At 64.0% G+C, this 19912-nt stretch carries 19 protein-coding genes; 2 read left to right on the top strand and 17 right to left on the bottom strand.

Going from position 1 to position 19912, the window contains the following annotated elements; genetic code table 11:
* Nucleotides 1-7: 7 nt before the first annotated feature.
* The gene (locus OX460_RS13195) at nucleotides 8-2110 is read right to left on the bottom strand and encodes a TonB-dependent siderophore receptor (RefSeq protein WP_289898917.1); all 2103 of its coding nucleotides are present in this window, start codon (nucleotides 2108-2110) and stop codon (nucleotides 8-10) included.
* Nucleotides 2111-2381: 271 nt separating this feature from the next.
* Between OX460_RS13195 and OX460_RS13200 the strand changes: the two genes are divergently transcribed.
* The gene (locus tag OX460_RS13200; RefSeq protein WP_289898918.1) at nucleotides 2382-2705 is read left to right on the top strand and encodes a tetratricopeptide repeat protein; all 324 of its coding nucleotides are present in this window, start codon (nucleotides 2382-2384) and stop codon (nucleotides 2703-2705) included.
* Nucleotides 2706-2712: 7 nt separating this feature from the next.
* Here the strand turns inward: OX460_RS13200 and bla are convergent, their stop codons facing one another.
* The 12 genes from bla to OX460_RS13260 form a co-directional block, all read right to left on the bottom strand.
* Nucleotides 2713-3675 (bottom strand): subclass B3 metallo-beta-lactamase, encoded by a 963-nt coding sequence (gene bla / locus OX460_RS13205; RefSeq protein WP_289898919.1) that lies wholly within the window; start codon nucleotides 3673-3675, stop codon nucleotides 2713-2715.
* 58 nt (nucleotides 3676-3733) lie between these two features.
* Nucleotides 3734-5497 carry a M56 family metallopeptidase gene (locus OX460_RS13210; protein WP_289898920.1) on the bottom strand — a complete coding sequence of 588 codons (1764 nt, stop codon included), beginning with the start codon at nucleotides 5495-5497 and terminating at the stop codon, nucleotides 3734-3736.
* Nucleotides 5494-5886: a BlaI/MecI/CopY family transcriptional regulator gene (locus OX460_RS13215; protein WP_099664459.1), complete on the bottom strand. Its 393-nt coding sequence runs from the start codon at nucleotides 5884-5886 to the stop codon at nucleotides 5494-5496. The genes OX460_RS13210 and OX460_RS13215 overlap by 4 nt, the downstream gene beginning before the upstream one ends.
* A 63-nt stretch (nucleotides 5887-5949) precedes the next feature.
* Nucleotides 5950-7449 carry a hypothetical protein gene (locus OX460_RS13220; RefSeq protein WP_289898921.1) on the bottom strand — a complete coding sequence of 500 codons (1500 nt, stop codon included), beginning with the start codon at nucleotides 7447-7449 and terminating at the stop codon, nucleotides 5950-5952.
* Nucleotides 7450-7553: 104 nt separating this feature from the next.
* A complete protein-coding gene (locus tag OX460_RS13225; RefSeq protein ID WP_289898922.1) occupies nucleotides 7554-8900 on the bottom strand; it encodes a DUF3422 domain-containing protein in 1347 nt (448 codons plus the stop codon).
* Nucleotides 8901-8999: 99 nt separating this feature from the next.
* Nucleotides 9000-10208: a multidrug effflux MFS transporter gene (locus OX460_RS13230; protein ID WP_289898923.1), complete on the bottom strand. Its 1209-nt coding sequence runs from the start codon at nucleotides 10206-10208 to the stop codon at nucleotides 9000-9002.
* A complete protein-coding gene (locus OX460_RS13235) occupies nucleotides 10205-10879 on the bottom strand; it encodes a CerR family C-terminal domain-containing protein (protein WP_289898924.1) in 675 nt (224 codons plus the stop codon). Before OX460_RS13235 ends, OX460_RS13230 begins: the two co-directional genes overlap by 4 nt.
* A gap of 122 nt (nucleotides 10880-11001) precedes the next feature.
* Complete coding sequence (locus tag OX460_RS13240) at nucleotides 11002-11472, bottom strand: copper chaperone PCu(A)C (RefSeq protein WP_289898925.1); 471 nt, start codon at nucleotides 11470-11472, stop codon at nucleotides 11002-11004.
* A gap of 20 nt (nucleotides 11473-11492) precedes the next feature.
* The gene (locus tag OX460_RS13245) at nucleotides 11493-12089 is read right to left on the bottom strand and encodes an SCO family protein (protein WP_251351250.1); all 597 of its coding nucleotides are present in this window, start codon (nucleotides 12087-12089) and stop codon (nucleotides 11493-11495) included.
* Nucleotides 12090-12151: 62 nt separating this feature from the next.
* A complete protein-coding gene (locus OX460_RS13250; protein WP_289898926.1) occupies nucleotides 12152-12538 on the bottom strand; it encodes a DUF2946 domain-containing protein in 387 nt (128 codons plus the stop codon).
* A 36-nt stretch (nucleotides 12539-12574) separates the two neighbouring features.
* Nucleotides 12575-13168 carry a hypothetical protein gene (locus tag OX460_RS13255; protein WP_289898927.1) on the bottom strand — a complete coding sequence of 198 codons (594 nt, stop codon included), beginning with the start codon at nucleotides 13166-13168 and terminating at the stop codon, nucleotides 12575-12577.
* Between the two features lie 62 nt (nucleotides 13169-13230).
* On the bottom strand, nucleotides 13231-13932 hold the full coding sequence (locus OX460_RS13260) for a Crp/Fnr family transcriptional regulator (RefSeq protein ID WP_251351247.1): 702 nt from the start codon (nucleotides 13930-13932) through the stop codon (nucleotides 13231-13233).
* Nucleotides 13933-14059: 127 nt separating this feature from the next.
* On the opposite strand from OX460_RS13260, the gene OX460_RS13265 reads away from it, so the two are divergent.
* Nucleotides 14060-15694 carry an acyl-CoA synthetase gene (locus OX460_RS13265; protein WP_289898928.1) on the top strand — a complete coding sequence of 545 codons (1635 nt, stop codon included), beginning with the start codon at nucleotides 14060-14062 and terminating at the stop codon, nucleotides 15692-15694.
* A gap of 2 nt (nucleotides 15695-15696) precedes the next feature.
* Here OX460_RS13265 and OX460_RS13270 read toward each other — a convergent pair whose 3' ends face one another.
* From OX460_RS13270 to OX460_RS13285, 4 genes are all read right to left on the bottom strand, one after another.
* Nucleotides 15697-17100 carry an MFS transporter gene (locus OX460_RS13270; protein WP_289898929.1) on the bottom strand — a complete coding sequence of 468 codons (1404 nt, stop codon included), beginning with the start codon at nucleotides 17098-17100 and terminating at the stop codon, nucleotides 15697-15699.
* Nucleotides 17101-17349: 249 nt separating this feature from the next.
* On the bottom strand, nucleotides 17350-18066 hold the full coding sequence (locus OX460_RS13275) for a hypothetical protein (protein WP_289898930.1): 717 nt from the start codon (nucleotides 18064-18066) through the stop codon (nucleotides 17350-17352).
* A 68-nt stretch (nucleotides 18067-18134) separates the two neighbouring features.
* Nucleotides 18135-19235 carry a branched-chain amino acid aminotransferase gene (locus OX460_RS13280; protein ID WP_289898931.1) on the bottom strand — a complete coding sequence of 367 codons (1101 nt, stop codon included), beginning with the start codon at nucleotides 19233-19235 and terminating at the stop codon, nucleotides 18135-18137.
* A gap of 117 nt (nucleotides 19236-19352) precedes the next feature.
* Nucleotides 19353-19850 (bottom strand): transcriptional repressor, encoded by a 498-nt coding sequence (locus OX460_RS13285; protein WP_180278566.1) that lies wholly within the window; start codon nucleotides 19848-19850, stop codon nucleotides 19353-19355.
* Between the last annotated feature and the right edge of the window lie 62 nt (nucleotides 19851-19912).

Genomic DNA, 19912 nt, shown 5'->3' on the forward strand with positions numbered 1-19912 from the left:
CGATAGCTTAAAAACGGTAATACGCGTTCAGGGTCAGCGTGCGTTCGGCCCCCGGCGCCACCCACAGCTGACTATAGGAACTCGCATAGTAGCTGCGGTTGAACAGGTTTTCCACGTTCAAGGCCAGGCGCAGTTTGGCGTTCGGCGAATACGAGGCCAGCAATTTGGCCGTCGTGTAGGCCGGCAGGGTAAAACTGCTGCTGACGGCGACGTCGCCCAGGCGCTCGCCCACGTACTGCACGCCGCCGCCCACGCTGGCCGTGCCCGTACCCAGCGCGAACTGCTGCGTGGCAAGGACATTGGCGCTGTGGCGCGGCACGTTGGCGAAGCGGCTGCCCGTCACGATCGTATTGTCGCCGCGCGTGACGGTGGCGTCCGTATAAGCATAGGCGCCCGAGACGCGCAAGCCGCGCGCCACTTCGCCCGACACGTCGAGCTCCAGGCCACGGCTGCGCACCTCGCCCGCCGCGATGGCGAAGTCCGTGTTGGCGGGATTCGTCGTCAGTACATTGCGCTTGCGGATGTCGTACACGGCCACGGTGCCCGTCAGCTTGCCCGTTTCCAGCTTCGCGCCCAGCTCATACGAGCGGCTGCGCTCGGCCGGGAAAGCCTGGTTGGCGATGCTGATGCCGCTGTTGGGCCGGAAGCCCTTCGCCGCGCTCGCATACAGCGACCATGCCTTCGATGGCTGGTAGACGAGGCCCGCGCGGGGGCTGGTGGCCGACAGCGACTGGCGGTTGCTCACGTTCAAGCGATTATTCCTCACATCCTGCGTGTAGCTATCGTGGCGCACGCCGACCAGCGCCTTCCATTGGGCACCCAGGTCCAGTTGATCCTGCGCATACAGGCCGCGCGCCCGTTGCCCTTCCTGCGTATCGATGGACAGAGCCAGCGGATCGGCCTTGCCGCCATACGCGGGATGGAAGATATCGATGGCATAGGCATTTGCTGCCGAGGGATTGCGCCGCAGCTGCACCCGGTGGTCGTCGAAATGATAGGCGTCGACACCGGCCAGCACTTCGTGCGCCAGGCCCCCCGTCCTGAACTTGCCCAGCAACTCGACCCGGGCCGACGCGTCGGTGGCCGAAAAATCGCGGTGGCGGCGCTGGCGGTTCAGGGTGCGGCCATCGGCCAGCAGCTTGTTCGCCTCGGTCGAATAGCCGGTCAGTTCGCTGTCGCGGTAAGAAACGCCCGCCTGCACCGTCCAGTCGTCGGACAGCGCGTGGTGGAGGAACAGCTGCTGCCCCAGCGACTTGACGGTCATGGGACCGTCGCCCGGTTCGCCCAGGAAGCGCGAGACGGGGACAAGTCCCAGCTGGCCATGCACGGCCACCACGCCCCGGTCGAACGGCGCGCGCTGCCGCACCGCTTCGATTTCATACGACACGGTCGTGTGTTCGCCCAGCAGCCAGAGGAAGGAAGGCGAAAACAGGCTGCGTTCGACCTTCAAGGTATCGCGGAAGCTGTGCCCCTCTTCATGCGCCGCGTTGAGGCGGTAGGCGATAGTGCCGCTCAACGGCCCCGTCAAGTCGGCGGCGGCGCGGCGCGTCTGGAAACTGCCCAGTGAAAAATCCGCGCCATATTCGGGCGTGAACTTCGGCTTTTTCGTCGTGATGTTCACCGTGCCGCCCGGCTCGCCCCGGCCGTACAGGGCCGAAGCGGGGCCTTTCAACACTTCCACCGCCTGCGTATTACCGCCGTCGCGCATGCCGTTGTAGCCGCGGCTGGAACTGAAACCGTTGACCATGTAGTCGGAACCGAAATTCGGGTCGCCCGTGAAGCCGCGCATGGCATAACTGTCCCACAGGCCGCCCAGCGGGCTTTGCTTCGCAATGCCGCTGGCCAGGTCCAGCGCGCCAGCCAGGGTCGTCACGCCCGCGTCGCGCAGCAAGTCGCCGGTCAGCACGCGCACGCTTTGCGGCAAGTCCATCAGCAAGGCATCCGTCTTGGTGGCGCCCGTGGCCGACAGGCTGCGGTAGTGCTGGCGCTCGGCCTTGACGGTGACGACATCCTGCCCAGCGGGCTTGTCGGCGGCAGGGTCAGCCGCCAGCACCAGGGGAGAGGCGGCGGCAAGCAAAAGCGCCACGGGGCGGCGGTAAAACACGGACATGGGATTCCTGACAATGGGCAATTCAATGCAATAGGCTTGCATTATAATTGATAATCAATTCTCATTAAAGATTTCATGGAAAATCTGCGCCAAGAACTCCACGGACACTGGCACCTTGGCCGTGGGCGTGACGACCGTTCACGTCGGCGTAACGGTGTCTGGCAGCGCGCGGCAAGCTGGTGGTGGATGCGGCCGGCTGAACGCCGGCTTGTTACTGGCAGGTGGAAGCGTTAATATGCAAGAACAAACTTGTATATTAACGAGGCCGGACATGCGTGAAAAACTGGAAAAACTGCTGGCGCAGGGGCGCGACAACGCCCTGCTGCGCTTTGGCCTGGGAGATGCTTACCTGAAAGAGCATGACGCGCAACAAGCGGCCCTGCATCTGGCGCAAGCCACCGTGCAGCAACCGGGCTATTCCGCCGCCTGGAAGCTGCTGGGCAAGGCTTTGCACCAGCTGGGCCGGCTGGATGACGCGCAAGCCGCCTGGACCACCGGTATGACGGTGGCCCAACAGCAAGGCGACTTGCAAGCCGTCAAGGAAATGACGGTGTTCCTGAAACGCCTGCAAAAACAGCGGCAGGCGGCACAGTAAAAACGGCTTAGTGCGCGTGCGCCGCGCCCTTGGCCTCCGCAGGCAGCGTTTCGCCCCGTTCCTTCGCCAGGCGCTTGGCCAGCAAGCCGCCCGCTTCGGCCGCATAGGCGCGGCAGGCGCTGGCGTCGATCAGGGGATTGTCCGTGCCGCTGCGCCTGGAGGCCTTGCCCAGCACGTCCGTCGTGCCCGGATGCACGGGGATGATGATGTCGCATGGCAAGGCCGCCACCTTGGCGATGCTCGCTTCGAACGAGGCTGAGATGTCAGGCGTGCCACCCTTGCCCGCGCCTTTGCCTGTATAGCGGAAATCGCCGCTCGCATACGGGTTCAGGCTGTCCGCATACACGACGTCCAGGCAGCGGTCGCCTTCGCACGAGGTCCACGTCCACGTCGTGCCGCCTGGCGTGTGGCCCGGCGTCATGTGGGCAGTCAAGGTCAACGGTCCGACCTTGACGGTATCGCCCTCGCCCACCAGGCTGACCTTGCGCACCTTGGCGACGTGTACGACGGGATTGGCCTGGTACTGCGGATCGTCCTTGCCGTTCGTGCCGCTTTGCAGGCCAAGGGCGCCCGAGGCGCTGGCCATCACGGTGGCGCCGCTGGCCCTTTGCAACGCGGCAATGCCGCCCGCATGGTCCCAATGGGCGTGCGAATTGAGGATGACTTTCACGTCCTCGATGCGAAAGCCCAGCGCCTGGATATTCGCAATGATCAGGGGCGCCGATTGCGGCAGCGCGCCGTCGAGCAGGATATGGCCCTGCGGACTCGTCACCAGCACGGCGGACAAGCCGGCCGTACCCACATACCAGGTATTGCCAAAGACATTGAACGGCTTGACGGGCGCGTTCCATTCCTTGCAACTATCACAATTAACAGGTTTGTCCTGCACCGGTGCGGGCGTCTTCGCCTGCACCGCGCCAGCCGCCATGGTCGCAACCGTAGCCAGCATCAACTTCGCCAATAGTGTCATCTTCATCTCCAGAGTGTCAAAAAGAAGGGCGCCCGCACTGGCGCGCCCGGGGGGGGTATCAATGCATGCGGCCGGTCCTGTCGGCCAGGGTGTCGCGGATGTGTCCGGCGTCGAGCGAGCGCCGCTGCGCGCCGGCGGCGTCCAGCAGCACCACGGTGACGTGCTTGCCGCCGCTGCGCATGCGCATCGTCAGGCAGCTGCCCGCCGCGTTGCTGCTGCCCGTCTTGGACAGCAAAATGTCCCAGCCCTTGCCGCCCACCAGCGGATTCGTGTTGTGCAAGGTGCGCGTCCTGCCATTGACGGCCACGCTGGCCTGCGGGTGGCTGGTGATGCGCGCGATGTCCGGATAGCGCGCGGCCGCCGCGACGATCTTCGCCACTTCGCTGGCCGTGGACGTATTCGCCGGCGAACTGCCGACCGGGTCCGTCAGGGTGGTGCGCGTCAAACCCAGCTGGCGTATCTTCGCCTGCAAGGCGAGGTGAAACGCCGCGCTGCCGCCGGGATAGGTGCGCGCCAGCGCGGCGGCGGCGCGGTTTTCGGATGGCAGCAGCGCCAGTTGCAACAGCGCGCCGCGCGACACGGCCACGCCCTCGGCCAGCAGGCTGTGGCGCTGCATGGAAGCGTCGCCATCGGCGCGCACGATGCGCAGCTGTTCCTCCGGGTCGAGGCCCGCATCGAGCACCACCATGGCCGTCATCAGCTTGGTGATCGAGGCGATGGGCACGACGGTGTCCGCATCCTTCGCCATCAGCACCTTGCCGCTGGCGTCATCGAACACCAGCATGTGTTTCGCGCTGACGGGCAAGGCCAGCATGCCGGAGGCGGCCTCGGCCAGGGTCGCCCCGTTGACGGCGGGCTTGCCCTGCACCTGCAGCAGCAAGGTGGCGCAAGCCAGCAACAAGGCGGGCACGGCCAGTTTCCAGCCGGCCGTGTCCGGGCCGGGCGCCATCAGGCGTTCTATGCGCGTCAGCAAGGCCCCGCCACGTGCCGACATCAGCAAGCCGGAATGTTGCGGCACGGCAGCGTGCAGGGACAGCGCATGCAGCGCCGTGGCCAGCTGCTGCGGGTCTTGCAGCGCTTGCGCCGCCAGGGCATCGGCCACCTGTTCCCGTTCGGCCCGCATGCGCGCCGACAGCCACCAGACGACGGGGTGAAAAAACAGCAGCGCCTCGGCCACGCTTTGCAACAGGTTGACCAGGTAATCCCAGCGCCGCACGTGGGCCAGTTCATGCGCCAGCAGCGCTTCCAGCAAGGCGACGGGCATGCCGCTCAGCAAGGCGGCCGGCAGCAGGATGACGGGGCGCCAGAAGCCCACGGTGACGGGGCTGGCCAGGCCCGCATGCAGCTTCAGCGGAATCTGGCCACTGCGGCGCAAGCCCATGCGCTCCGCCAGCGCATCGAGGCGCGCTTGCCAGATGGCCGGCGCGGCCACTGCCTGGCGGCGCAGCTTGCCAACCCAGGCCAGGCCCAGGCACAGGCGCAAGCTCATCAGGCCAACGCCCGCGCTCCAGGCCAGCACCAGGGCCGGCATCCACGCTTGCAGCGCGGCGCGCCAGGCGGGCGGCGCGTCCACCGGCAGCCGGGCCGGCGAGACGCCCGACAGCAGAGACAGCAGGTGCACAAAGGGAATACACAGGCACAACAGCAACGCCAGCGCACAGACGGCATAGCGCCAGCGCGCGCTGGCGTGGCGCAGCAGCCGGAGCAATACGGCAGATACGGCGCCGACGATCAAGCCCTGCCAGACGAAATACAGCAAGACCCAGCCCAGCGCGGGGACAAGGTTGCCCACATCGATGCCGAGGTGCATGTCCACGTTCATGGCGCCTTGCCATCCTTGCTGCTCAGAATTTTTTCAATTTCCAGGCGTTCCGCGTCGCTCACGTGCTCGCGCAGCGCCGTCAGCACGAGCGCCTTGCCGGAACCGGAAAACACCTTGCCGATCAAGTCCTTGAGCAAGCTGGTCTGCAGTTTTTCCTGCGCTTCGACGGCGGCATACAGCTGCGGCCGCTGGCTTTCATCGCGGCTCAGCAAACCCTTGCCATGCATCAATTGCAACTGGCGCAGCACGGTGGCGTAACTGGCGTCGGCACGCTCCGCGGCCAGGGCGTCATACACGGCGCGGGCGTCGGACGGACCGCGCTGCCACAGGATGCGCAGCAGGTCCAGTTCGGCGGCCGTGGGATGGGGAGTGGAGGTATTTTTTAGCATGACGCTAGAATACCCAGTCTAGAACGTCCTGTCTAGAACTTTTTTTCTAGATTGCCGGCAAGCCTAGAATTCGCGCAAGCGGTCGAACAAGTCCAGCAAGGCCGCCTCGTCGACGAGCGCGGCCCCCTGCCCGCCCGCTTGCTGCAATTGCTGCCGCAGCTGGGCCAGCAGCTCTGCCAGCACCGTGTAGATTTCCTCGCGCTCGACCGTCTCGATGATGCTGGCGCGCCGCTCGATCTTGTTGAATGCCTCCACATAGGCGGCGACCATCGCTTCCAGCGCGGCGGCGGCGGCCGTCGCCGCCATGGCCGCATCGATGCTGCGCGTCACGGCCAGCATGTTCTTGTAGGCCAGCGCCGCCTTTTTCGCATACGCAGGGGAAATTTGCTCGCGGCCATCCCAGTCGCGGAACGGGTTGAGCAGGTTTTCAGCCAGCCATTCCGGCTTGCGCGCCTTGGTGACCGATAGGTCCAGTCCCTGCGCCGCCGCTTTCTTGTAGCCGGCCTTGATGGCCTTGGCGACATCGGCTGGCAAGCTGGTCAGCCACAAGGCCGACAGCTGCGGCAATTGCGCGGCCGATGGGAACTCCTCCGCCGTGAAGCCGAACAGGTCATAGGCGGTGAACGTCCGCAGCCGGGTCAGCTGCGCAAGGCTGGCCATCTGCGACGCCATCCCCGGTTTGCCCCAGATGCGCAAGGATGTCAGATGGGGAAAACGCCGCGCCACTTGCGCCAGATCAACTTCCTTCATGCCGATCAGCGACAGGCCGCCCAGCTGGCCGAGACCGTGGAACGGCGGCAGCGCGTGCTTGCACTGCAGTGTCAGGTGGCGGCCATCTGCGCCATCTTCGATGCGCAGCGCCGGCGATGGCGCGCTGTCCAGCGCGAGAAGGTTCAAGCCTTCGTTCAAGACGAGGCTGGTGACGCCATCGGGCTGCAGGATCAGGCGTTCCAGGCCGCTGCCGCTGAAATCAAGCGCATGCACCGTCGATGATTGCCAGTCCAGCTCATTGATGAAGGGATTGCCCTGGATAAACTCCATCAAGGCTTGCGTGCCGTTGCCCGTCTCGATCGACATCAGGCAAGGCAATTGCTCCAGCTCGGACACGTCGCCCAGCGCCAGCAAGACGCTGTCATTGATTTTCGTCGCGTCTTGCCGGAAGACCTGGCCGCCCAAGGTCACTTCACGCTTGTCCGACGCGGCCTTGAACTGCTGGCGCCGCAGCGGATCGATGCGCTCCCAGTTGCGCTGGCGCAGCACGCTGTCGCCCACGTACCAGGCGCTGCGGTAGCTGTTGACTTCCACATCCACCAGCGGCGCGATATTGCCAACGAGCGTATAGCCAGGCGGCACGTTCGCCGTGGCATAGCAGTGATCGTGGCGATTGTTCCAGAAGAAATAATCGCACAGCAGCGGCCGCATGGCTTGCACGGCCGCCGCATCGGGCAAGGCGTCGCCGGTCCAGTCCAGCTCCAGCACGGCAGCTACCGGCCTGGACGAGGATGCATCCTTGATGCGGGTGACCTGGCAAGCCACATACTGCTGCAGCTCGGGCGAAAACACACTGTAAACATCTCCAACATTCGCTAGCACGCAACTTCCTTTTCAAAACACCTGACGGTCGAATGTTGAAAGATAGCAAAAATGACAGCGCGGTGTCGTCCTGTTCAGTCCGCGTGCAGCTTGTGGTGCATGCGGCGCAGTCCCAGCCACACGGCGGCCGCCACGAACGGCACCAGCGCGCCGACGAGGATTTCCGGATTCACGGGCAGGCCCAGCACCTTGGCCGCCTTGCCCGTGTAGCTGAACAGGCCGATCACGTAATACGAAATGGCGGCCACGGACAAGCCTTCCACCGCTTGCTGCAAGCGCAGCTGCTGCGCCGCGCGGGCGTTCATCGATTGCAGGATTTGCCGGTTCTGCAATTCCTGCACGATGCCCACGCGCGTGCGCAGCAAGTCATTCGTGTTGGCGATGCGCTGCGCCATCGCTTCCTGGCGGCTGGCCATCGCTGCGCACGTATTCATGGCGGGCGTCAAACGGCGATCCATGAATTCCTCGACCGTGGGGATGCCTTCGATGCGTACTTCGCGCAACTCGTCGATGCGCGCCTTGACGAGGCCCATGTAGGCTTTCGAGGCGGAAAAACGGTAGCTATTGTCGAGCGACAGCTTTTCAATGCGGGCCGCCAAACGCGTGATGCGGTCGAGCAAGGTTTGTTCGGCCACGCCCTCGTCGGCCTTGACCAGACCCGGCGCGTCGTCCGTGTCGACCATGGCGGCGGCCAGGGTCGCCAGTTCGTTCTCGATGGCGTTCAAGGATGGCGCCGCCTGCATGGCGTAAGGCAAGCCCAACAAGGCCATCATGCGGTAGGTTTCGATTTCCAGCACGCGCTGCACCAAGCGGCCCGACTGCTGCGAACGCATGCCCGCGTCGCGGATGACGAAACGGCTGAAGCCGTCGGACTGGATGGTGAAATCCGTCCACAATTCGCCGCCCTGCAATACCTTGCTGCCGGCCAGGGTATTGCCTTCAAACACGCGCGACAAGCCTTGCATGAAGATCTCGGCCGGCTCGGTCGCTTGCTCCAGCACCACGTGCGCCGCCACCATCAGCTTGCCCTTCAAGCCCGCCAGCCATTGCTGCGGCAATTGCGCCAGCGGCATGCGCTCGAACGCCTGCTCCAGCGGCAAGGCGGTACCGGGATGCTCGGCGAAGGTGAACGTGGCAAATTCCGTGTGGCATTCCCATTTCAGGCGGAAGCGGCCGAAGTCGTAATAAAAATACTTGGCTTCGGTGCTTGGCGGCGTGACGCCGAAATGCGTGCACAGGGCCGCCAGGGTGGCGTGCTGGGCCGCCATATTCGACGCACCGGGCGCCGCGCTGTCATCTTTATACACGGCCAGATGGGTGATCAGCTCGGGGGCGTCGAGCTGCAAGAATGGCCGCGAGTGGATTTCCGCGGCCAGCGGCACGCGCAAGGCGTGGTTCAAACTGGAGTTAATCAAGTGCATGATAGCCAAAGGTAAAGTTGCGAAACTGCTTAGACCCGCGCGGGTCTGATTGTCACAGTGTAACAAAGCAGAAAGCATGCCATCCTTTTCAAACTCCGCTCATGCCGTTTTAGCAACTCCCATCGCGCCCTGCGCCGCGTCCTGGCGCGTGCCCAGCCACCAGAAAAACGCGGCCAGCGCCACGGCCGAAGCCTGTCCCAGTGCCAATTTCAATGCGCTGTCGAACAGCAGCGGTGCGACAAAACCGGACACCAGCGCAAACACCAGCATTTGCACGAAGTTTTGCAACGAGGCGGCCAGGCCCCGCATCTGCGGGAAGATGTCGAGCGTCGACATGGTCATGCCCGGCAAGGCCAGCGACATGCCGAACGCGTACAGCATCACGGGCACGACGGCGAACGGGATGCTGGCCGCGAACCAGTGGTTGTAGGCTATGTTGAGCGCGCCCGTGGCCGCCATGGCCAGCAAGCCCCAGCGCACCAGCACGGTGCTTTTCACCGCATGGGCGAGCTTGCCCGACAGCGCCGAGCCGCCCACCAGGCCCGCCACCATGGGGATGAACATCCAGCCGAACGCCGTTTCCGGCAAGCGCAGCAGTTCCAGGATGAAATGCGGCGCGGACGCGATGTACAGGGCAAAGCCGCCAAACGCGAAGGCCACGGCCAGCGAACGCAGCAGGAAAGCCCGGTGGCGCAAGGCCAGCCAGTAATTGCGCGCGATGTTGCCTGGGTGGAAGGATTGGCGTTGCTCGACGGCTAAACTTTCCGGCAAGCCTTTCAGGCAGGCGAGCGCCAGCAGCACGGTGACGGAAAACGTGAAGACGAACGTCGATTGCCAGCCGTAGGCCACGTGCAGCCAGCCGCCGATGATGGGGGCGATGGCGGGCGCGATGCCGAACACCATCATGATATTGGCCAACATCTTTTGCGCGGCCGCGCCCGACAAGCTGTCGCGCACGATGGCTTGCCCGATCACCCTGCCCGCCCCCGCCGAGGCGCCCTGCATGCCGCGGAAGAACAGCAGCCAGCCAAAACTGGGCGCGAAGGCGGCGCCGATGGAGCCGACGGCAAAGATCAGCAGCGAGGCGAGGATCACGGGACGGCGGCCGAAGGAGTCGGACAAGGTGCCATAGAACAAGGTCATGAAGGCATACGCGGCCAGGTAGACGCTCAGGGTCTGCTGCACCAGCACGCTGCTGACGTCGAAATGCGTGCCGATCGCGGGAAACGACGGCAGGAAGGTATCCGTGGCGAACGGGCCCAGCATGGCCAGCCCCGCCAGCACCAGGGTCAGGTTGCGCGCCTTCATGCGAGCGCCTGCGCGGCATGCTGACGGCGCAAGCCATCGAGGGCGGCCAGCGAGAACGCGGCGACATGCTGCGCAATGCTGGCCGTGCCCGCCTCGTCATAGGTGATTTCCGGCGCCACCAATTCATGCACGATGCGCGACCGCGCGTAGAACACGGCCTGGCCGATCACGCTGAACACGCATTTCTGCACCACGTCGGCCGGCATGGCCTGCCCTACCACGCCACGGATCAAGCCCGTAAACAGCGCATGGTGCGCGCGCACATCGCGGTCTGCCAGCATGTGGATGGCGGCCGTCGGCTCGATCAGTTCGCGCGCCACCAGGCGGCTGAACAGCGAAGCCGGTCCCGGACGCAGCATGTCGAATACCATCGATTGTATCGCCAGGCGCAACTGTTCCACGGGCGCCACGGCCGCCGCAGTGCCGGCGTCCGGCGCGGCAGCGGCCGAGGCACGCGCCAGCGCGCGCGCATGGTCGAAGGCGGCCAGGTACAGCTCTTCCTTGCCATGAAAGTAATAATTAACCATCGCCACGTTGACGTGGGCCGCTTCGCAAATCCGGCGCACGGACGCGAGCCGGTAGCCTTCGTCGGCAAACAGCTGGACCGCCGCTTGCAGGATGCGCGCGCGGGCCGGTTCCGTTTCCTGCTCGCTTCTCTTTTCTTCCGTCATGCCACTCCCATCGTTTAAACAGCCGTTTAATATTGGATGGCATTATATCAAACAGCCGTTTAACTTTCAGGCGAACACAAAAAAGCCCGGCGCACCGGGCTTTTCAAGGGCGTATCGGCAGCTTAATGCTTCATGGCCGGCATCGGGGCCGAGGCGGCGCCCAGCGGACGGGCCACGGCATTGACTTCGATGGTTTCGCGGCGCTTGTCCTCGCCTTCGACGACGAGGGTCAGCGGAATCTTGTCGCCCGCCTTCACCTGTCCTTTAAGTTCCAGCAGCATGACGTGGTAGCCGCCCGGCTTCAGTTCGACGGCTTTGCCGGCTGGCAAGGCGATTTCCTTGACCTGGCGCATGCGCATCATATTGTCCGTCATGCTCATTTCGTGGATTTCCGCCACGCCCGCCACGGGCGAGCGCACTTCCAGCAGGCGCATGGCTTTCGGCGCCGTGATCTGCATGAAGGCGCCCGTGGCTTTTTGCTGCGGTACGGTGGCGCGCACCCACGGGTCGGTGATTTGCACGGCAGTCTGGGCAACGGCGGAGAAGGACAGCACGGTCAGGGCCGCGGCCAGCAGGGTTTTGACATGGGTCATGATTATTCCTTTCGTGATAGTTACAAGGTGTATTTCGATTTCATCAAGGTCTTGATGTCCTGCACGCACTCGTCGCCCGTCAACTGGTGCTTCAAGCCCAGGCGCATGCGCCCCTCGTTATCGAGCACATAGCTGATGGCCGTGTGGTCCATCGTGTACGAGCTGCCGCTGGGCACGCGGCGGTAGAAGACCTTGTAATTGAAGGCCGTCTGCGCCGTCGCCTGCGGGTCCGTGCGCAAACCGAGGAAGCTGGGGTCGAAGGCGCGCATGTATTCGCCCAACAACTCCGGCGTATCGCGCTCGGGGTCGATGCTGATGAAGATGACTTGCAGCTTGTCGGCATCGGCGCCCAGCTTCTGGCGGATTTCCAGCGCGCGCGACAACGCTGTCGGGCAGACGTCCGGACATTGCGTAAAGCCAAAGAAAACCATCACATATTTGCCCTTGAAGTCGGCCAGGGTGTAGACCTTGCCGTCGGGGCCGCTCAATTTGAAGTCGGGCTTGTAATCGCCTCCCGTCAAGTCGAGACCGTTGTAATGGGGTTTGGGCGCTTGTTCGCAAGCGGCAAGCGTGAGCAATCCCGCCGTGCCGGCGAGAAGGAAAAGACGACGTTTCATGGCATTCTGGCCCGATGGGCGTAGTGGATACAGTTAAGACGTGGAAAGCGTGACGGCTGCGTTCAGGCAGACGCAGGGGGGCCGCGCGGGCTGGCGGCCAGCCACGCGAACGGGGCCCGCGGCGCCTGGTAAAACAGGGGCGGATACAGGTCGTGGCCCGTGATGACAGGCAGCGTCGATGACGACGACGGCGGCAAGCCCACGCTGCCCGCATGGCTCATGCAGAACGGGCAATGTTCGATGTGGTGCAGCACGGAATCGGTGGTGGACTTGGCGGCCGGCGCCAGGTCCGCTTGCGTGTAGACGGCGCCGCTGGCCGAGCAGATTTCGACGGCGGCATTGTTCGCGTTGGCGTGCAGCGAGGCAAACGCATACGACAGGGATGGCGACAGCGCATTGAGCAGTATCGCCAGGCAGGCGAACCACATATGCCACTGTTTGCGCTTCAATAATGATCCCATGGCCCCGATTATAACGGAGTCTGGCTATCCGGGCGCCGGGCCGCGCAGGAACAGGCTGGGACGCACGCCCGCCACGTCCACGCAGGCGTCGCAAAACGCGGGGATCGAGGCAAAGCCGGAACCGGCCGCCACTTGCGCCAGGTCGCGTTCGCCGTCTTCGTCGTCGGCATCCGCTTGCGCCGCCGTGTGCAGCGCGTGCGCCAGGCGCTGTTCGCGCACCAGACTGAGCAGTGCCTCGCCCTCGGCAAACAGGCGCGCCCTGGCCTTGTGCGGCGTCACTTGCCACAGGGCCGCCAGGCGGGCCGCCGTCCACTTGCCTTGCGGCGTATCAAAGATGTGCTGCGCCAGCGCCTGGCTCCAGCGCTTGCCGCCGCCGTGGCCGCCCTCCGCCTCGTCGCCTTCCAGCGCCAGGGTGAACACGGCCGGCTTGCCCCGCCCCGGCATCACGTCGCAGGCGAAGCGCAAGAAGGCGGGCACGACGAAACTGTCGCCGCTTGCCAGTTTCTTGGTGGCGATTTCATTGTGCAAAGTCACAAAACCCTGGCGCACGGTAACGCGCAGCCGGAGCGGAAAGCGCAAGCCCAGCAAGTGCAAGGGGTGATCGGAAACGAGGGCCATGCGTCAGGTCAAGGTGGTGAACGAGCCGCCAGCATGCCACACATCGCGCGCCGGGTCTGTCATCACAGCGACGCCACGCCGTAGCGGCGCAAGCCGTCGAGGTCGACGACGCGGATGGATTGGTAGGCGATGCTGATCAGGTTCAATTCCGCCAGGTGGCCCAGCGCCTGATTCACGCGCTGTCGCGAAATGCCCGTCAGCAAGCCGATTTCTTCCTGCGACAGCTCAAGCACGCTGGACGTGCGCGGATATAACATGGGGTGGAACAGTTGCGCGATGGCTTGCGCCACTTGCGCGTCGACGGCCAGCAGGCGCTGGTTCTGGATGGTGGCGATGAATTGGCCCATGCGCTCGTTCAGCTGGCGGATGACGAAGGCATTGAAGGAGAGGCTCTCGGCCAGCAGCAGGTGAAACAGGTCCACCGGCACGAGGAGGATGCTCGATGCGCGCACGGCCACCACGTCGTAGCGGCGCAGTTCGCGCTTGAGTACGCTGCCCTCGCCGCACCAGCCGCCGGCCGGCACGCCGGAAAACGTGGCGCCGCGCCCATCGGCGTTGTAGACGGCCAGCTTGATCAAGCCCGTGTGCACGCCGATCCAGTGCGCCGACGGTTCGCCGCGCCGCGTGATGAAGGCACCCGCCTCGTAATGCCGCAGCACGCTGTCGGCGCGCAACAGGGTCTGATGCCGCGCGTCGAGGGCCGTGAACCAGTCATGGCTGTCGAGTTCTGGCACGGCAAGGCCTACACTATCGTTGCTATCCATTCCATCCTTCTGTTGTCACTCGTCACCTGTCACTAAGATGACAGTGATTTTCCAGCACCGGTGCTATGCTAACCGGTATCAATCCCGAAACAGGGAGCTATAGAATTTTATTTACCAGGAGACAAGCATGACACCTGATTTCAATACCGGCCTCGGCAAAAACAGCGCCAACTACGCCGCCCTCACCCCGCTCGACTATATCGCCAGGGCAGCGGCAGTATATGGCAATCGCCTGGCAATTGCACATGGCGCCGTGCGCCAGACGTGGCGTGAAACGTATGCGCGCACGCGCCGCCTGGCATCCGGTCTCATCAAACTGGGCGTGGGCACGGGCGACACGGTCGCCGTGATGTTGCCGAACACGCCCGCCATGGTGGAAGCGAGCTTCGGCGTCCCGATGGCCGGCGCCGTCCTCAACGCCCTGAACATCCGCCTCGACCTGGCCTCGCTGACCTTCATGCTGCGCCATGGCCAGGCGAAAGTCTTGCTGGCCGACACGGAATTCGCCGAGCTGGCGCGCCAGATGGCGGCGCAGATTCCCGGCTTGCGCGTGATCCAGGTCAACGACGTGCTGGGACCGGAAGTGGACGCCTTTTCCGACCTCGACTACGAAAGCTTGCTGGCCAGCGGCGACCCCGATTACGACTGGCAGCCGCCCGCCGACGAGTGGGACGCCATCGCCCTGAACTACACGTCCGGCACCACGGGCGACCCGAAAGGCGTCGTCTACCACCACCGGGGCGCGGCGTTGAACGCCCTGTCGAACATATTAGAGTGGGACATGCCCAAGCATGCCGTGTATTTATGGACATTACCGATGTTCCACTGCAACGGCTGGTGCTTCCCGTGGACGGTGGCCGCGCGCGCCGGCGTCAACGTGTGCCTGCGCAAGTTCGAGCCGAAACTCGTGTTCGACCTGATGCGCGAATTGCGCATCACCCACTATTGCGCCGCACCCATCGTGCACGCGGCGCTGGCCAACGCGCCCGCCAACTGGCGCGACGGCATCGATTGGACCGTGCGCGGCATGGTGGCTGGCGCGCCGCCGCCGGCGGCCATGGTGGCGAAGATCGAAGCCATGGGTTTCGACCTGATCCACTCGTATGGCTTGACGGAAGTGTACGGCCCGGCCGCCATCTGCGCCGAGCAGGACGAGTGGGCGGCCCTGTCGCAGGAAGAACGCGCCGTACTCAAATCGCGCCAGGGCGTGCGCTACCACTTGCAAAGCGCCGTGGCCGTGATCGACCCGGAAACCATGCAGCACGTGGCGGCCGACGGCGAACAGATCGGCGAGATCATGTTCCGCGGCAACATCTGCATGAAGGGTTATTTAAAGAATGAAAAGGCGACGCAGGAAGCGTTTGCGGGCGGCTGGTTCCACACGGGCGACCTGGGCGTCATGTATCCGGACGGCTACATCAAGCTGAAGGACCGCAGCAAGGACATCATCATTTCCGGCGGAGAAAACATTTCCAGCGTGGAAGTGGAAGACGCGCTGTACCACCACCCGCAAGTGCTGGCCGCCGCCGTCATCGCCCAGCCGGACGAAAAATGGGGCGAGACGCCGTGCGCGTTTGTCGAGCTGCGCGAAGGCGGCACGGTGACGGAAGCGGAATTGATCGCTTTCTGCAAGAACAACCTGGCCGGTTTCAAGGTGCCGAAAGCCATTTATTTCGGTCCCCTGCCCCGCACGTCGACGGGCAAGATCCAGAAGTTCGAATTGCGCAAGCGCATGCAGTCGGACAAGGCCATCGACGTCTAGGCTTAGCTGCCCTTGCCTGTCAGCCACGCCGGCTGCGCCACCACCAGGCGCGAGAAGCTGGCGATGCTGGCCACGGCGGCGAAGCCTGCCGCCAGGCAAAGCGCATACGTCGTGCCCCGGCTGGCGGAAACCGTGAAGCAATACGCGACCAGCGCCGCGCCCGTCGCTTGCCCGATCAGGCGCGACGTGGCCACCACGCCGCTGGCGCCGCCGGCCCGCTCGGGCGGCGCGCTGCCCATGATGGCCTTTAAATTGGGCGCCTGGAAGAAACCGAAACCGATGCCGCACAGGGCCATGCGCCAGCCGATGTCGAACACGCTGGGGTGGGCCGGTATCCACACGAGTGTCAGCAAGCCGCCGGCCAGCGCCGCCAGGCCGATGCCGCCCAGCACGCCCGGCGAATAGCGGTCGCTGAGGCGCCCGGCGACGGGCGCCATCACGGCCACCAGCACGGCCCACGGCGTCATCAAAAAGCCCGTCTCGACGGGCGAACGGCCCAAGGTGACTTCAAAATAAAACGGCAGCGAGACGAAGGCCAGCCCCTGCGCGGCAAACGTGCAGATGGCCGTCAGCGACGACAGCAAGAACAGAGGACGGCGGAACAGGTCGATCGGCAGCATGGGCGCCGCATGCCCCGCCTGGCGGCGCAGCAGCAAGACAAAGAACACCACCACGGCCACCAGTTCCGGCAGCAAGGTCGACAGCGCCGCGTGGTGGGCCGCGTCGCCGAACAATAAAATCAGCAAGCCGAAGGCGCCCACGTTGTACAGGGCCGTGCGCGCATCGAGGGTATGCCCGGAAAGTCTGGTGGCCGGCAGCATGCGGCTGGCGAGGAAGAAGCCGGCCACGCCCAGCGGCACATTGATGGCGAACAGCCACGGCCACGACGCCGTCGCCAGGATCAAGGAGGCGGCCGTGGGGCCGATGGCGAACGCGACGGCCACCACCAGCGCATTGTTGCCGAACGCGCGGCCCAGCAAGTGTTTAGGGTACAGGGCGCGCAGCAGCGCCGTATTGACGCTCATCATGGCGCTGGCGCCGACACCCTGGAACAAACGCGCCACCACCAGCGACGGCAAGGACCAGGCCAGCGCGCACGCGAGCGACGCCAGGGTAAATAAAAACATGCCGGAGATAAACACGCGCCGGTAGCCGGCGATTTCGCCCAGCGCGGAAAACGGCAGCAGGGTCGCCACCATGGCCAGCTGATACACGTTGACGATCCAGACGGAAGCGGCGGGTGTCGTGTGCAGCTCGCCGGCAATGGCCGGCAAGGCCGTGTTGGCGATCGCCGTATCGAGCGAAGCCATGCCCACGCCGATGGCCAGCGCCAGCATGGCCCATACACGGGCGCCGGGCGGCAAGCCGTCCTCGCCCACCATCACGGCTTGCGTTTGCTGCCGCATAGACTGCTGCATAAATACACTACCTGTTCATCTTGTTGATCCGGGTAATACACTAAGTAATCCTCAGGAAATTATTGTGAATTTATGACGAACAGAACTGGATGCTATGCAAGGCGCACGCTGCGACGCAGTGCGAGCACTGCTAGCAGCGGGCAACGCCGCAGAGCGCCGGTTATGGAAGTCAGAAATCACAATAATTTATTGGGGGTTACTTGGCATGTATGTAAGAAATCTGCAGGACAGGCCAGCTTACTTCTGGCAATCGATGACCTTGAAATCTTTCGAATAGCAGATGCGCAACTCGCCCGAGTGCTTTTCATAGCCGAGCCAGCGGCCCTTCAATTGCGGATTATGCTGCTTCATCCACTGGAACAACTCATTCTTGGGCATGCTGGAGTCCGGCAACTTCAAGGCCTGGAACAATTCGCGCTCCTTCTCGAAATACTGCTTGGCCGTATCGAAATCGCAGGCGCCATGCTTTTCCCATTCGCCCTGCAACAAGGCTTCGCCCGGCTGCATGCACATATAGGGCAGGATCTCGGACGGCGCCAGCTTCGGCAAATTGCCCTTGCAGTAACGCGGATGCAACTCCGTCTTGCGCGGCGGCGTCACGGAAATGTCGTCGCAGCTGGCCGGGTTGTTCGACTGCGCCCACAGGCCATGCACGATCCAGCCGAAGTGGTTGCTGTCTGCACACTGGAAGGCGGCCTTCTTCGACACGGCGCCGCGGCGGCGCTGGCTGTCGCAAAAGCCTGGCGACCACGACAACGCCAGCATGAAGTAATCGGTGGGCACGTTGGTGCTTTGCTTGTAGCACGTGTTTTTCTCGTCCGACGGCTTGACGTCGTAATCGTAATAGCTGACGTTGCGGGGAATGGCGCAGCTGGCGTCGGCCGCGTGGACGGCGCCGGCAGACAGGCTGAGGAACACGGCGGCCAGCGCGGGCAAGACGGAGCGGATTTTCATCGAGTTTCCTTCAAGATATAAAAACGCCGGCAACTGAGTGCCGGCGCGGTATCAATCAAACAAGTTGATCAGCAAACCTTGTGCATCCAGCCATGCGTATCAGCCGCCGTGCCATGCTGCAAGCCCAGCAGCGCTTCGCGCAGGGCCAGCGTGACGGCGCCGTTTTCATTGTTGTTGATGGTCATTTCAAAGCCATTGGCCTTGGCCACGCCCACCGGGGTGATGACGGCGGCCGTGCCGCAGGCGAACACTTCGGTCATGCGGCCCGAGGCGATATCGTCGCGCCATTGCTGGACGGACAATTTACGCTCTTCCGTCGCATAGCCGAGGTCTTTCGCCATTTCCAGCAGGCTGCGGCGGGTGATGCCTGGCAGCAGGGTGCCCGTCAATTCCGGCGTCACGACGGTGACTTTCTCGCCATCCTTGTAGACAAAGAACAAGTTCATGCCGCCCATTTCTTCGATGAATTCGCGGTGCACGGCGTCCAGCCAGACGACCTGGTCGCAGCCCTTCTCTTGCGCTTGCGACTGGGCCATCAGGCTGGCCGCGTAGTTGCCCGCGCACTTGGCTTCACCCGTGCCGCCCGGCGCGGCGCGCACGAAGTCTTCGCTGATCCACACGGTGACGGGTTTCACGCCTTTCGGGAAGTAGGCGCCGGCCGGCGAGGCGAACAGCACGAACAGGTATTCTTCCGAAGGACGCACGCCCAGGTAAGGATCGGTGGCGATCATCAGCGGACGCATGTACAGGCTCTCGCCCGTGTTCTTCGGCACCCAGTTGCGGTCTTGCGCAATCAGCGCATCGCCCGCTTCCAGGAACAGCTCGACAGGGATGGCCGGCATGGCCAGGCGCGCGGCGCTGCGGTTGAAGCGTTCCGCGTTTTGTTCTGGACGGAAAGTCTTGATGCTGCCATCGGGCTGCGCGAACGCCTTATAGCCTTCGAAGATGGCCTGGCCGTAGTGCAGCGACGACGCGGACGGGTCCAGCATCAGCGGACCGTAAGCCTTCAGTTCGCCCTGCTGCCATTTGCCGTCGCGGTAAGGAATCACCACCATGTGGTCGGTGAAGATGCGGCCGAAGGCGGGATTGACCATGCGCGCGGCGCGTTCGGCGTCGGACAGGGGGTGGGCGGATGGGGTGACGACGAGATTCGGTGTGGAAGTGGTCATGGCAGCAGAAGACGAGTCAGGGAGAATAAAGAGATTCCCTATTGTAGCGCCTAATGCGCGCGGCGAGGCGGCGGATGGCCTTACAGCAATGTTGCGCCGCATCAAAAAACAGCGCCGTCAGGCGGCCCGCAAGGGCTTGCCCCGCCCCGCTTGCGCTTCCCCGGCGCACTGGCTGCAGCGCATCTGTACGGAAATCACGTTGGCGCCGATGTCCATGCCGTGCGCCAGCGCCGCCTGGCGCAGCTGCTCCACCAGCGGCGCATCCTGCACCAGCACGCTGCGTTCGCACACGCGGCACACGAGGTAGCAACTGTCCGTTTCCACCTGGTCGGGCTTGATCAAGTAGCGCGCCTTGTTGCCGCTGGCGCTAGCTTCGCGCTCGCGCAGCAGCAAGCCGGCCAGTTCCATTTCCTTGAGCACGCGGTAAATCGTGCCCAGGCTGACGGCAATGCCGATGTGCAGCAGTTGCTGATAAATGCTTTCCGCATTCATCGCTTGCCGCTGCGTACCGGCCAGCACTTGCAAGATGCAGATGCGCGCGCTGGTCGGACGCAGGCGCACGGCGCGCAAGCGCTCGAACACGCGGCCATCGCCCTGGTATTGAATGTCTTGCATGGGATTCTCCGCTTGTGCGTTCTGCTCTACTGACATTGCCAAGCGAGAAGCGCAAAAGGGAA

The organism is Janthinobacterium sp. SUN033 (assembly GCF_030397595.1).
GTDB classification, from domain to species: domain Bacteria; phylum Pseudomonadota; class Gammaproteobacteria; order Burkholderiales; family Burkholderiaceae_D; genus Janthinobacterium; species Janthinobacterium kumbetense.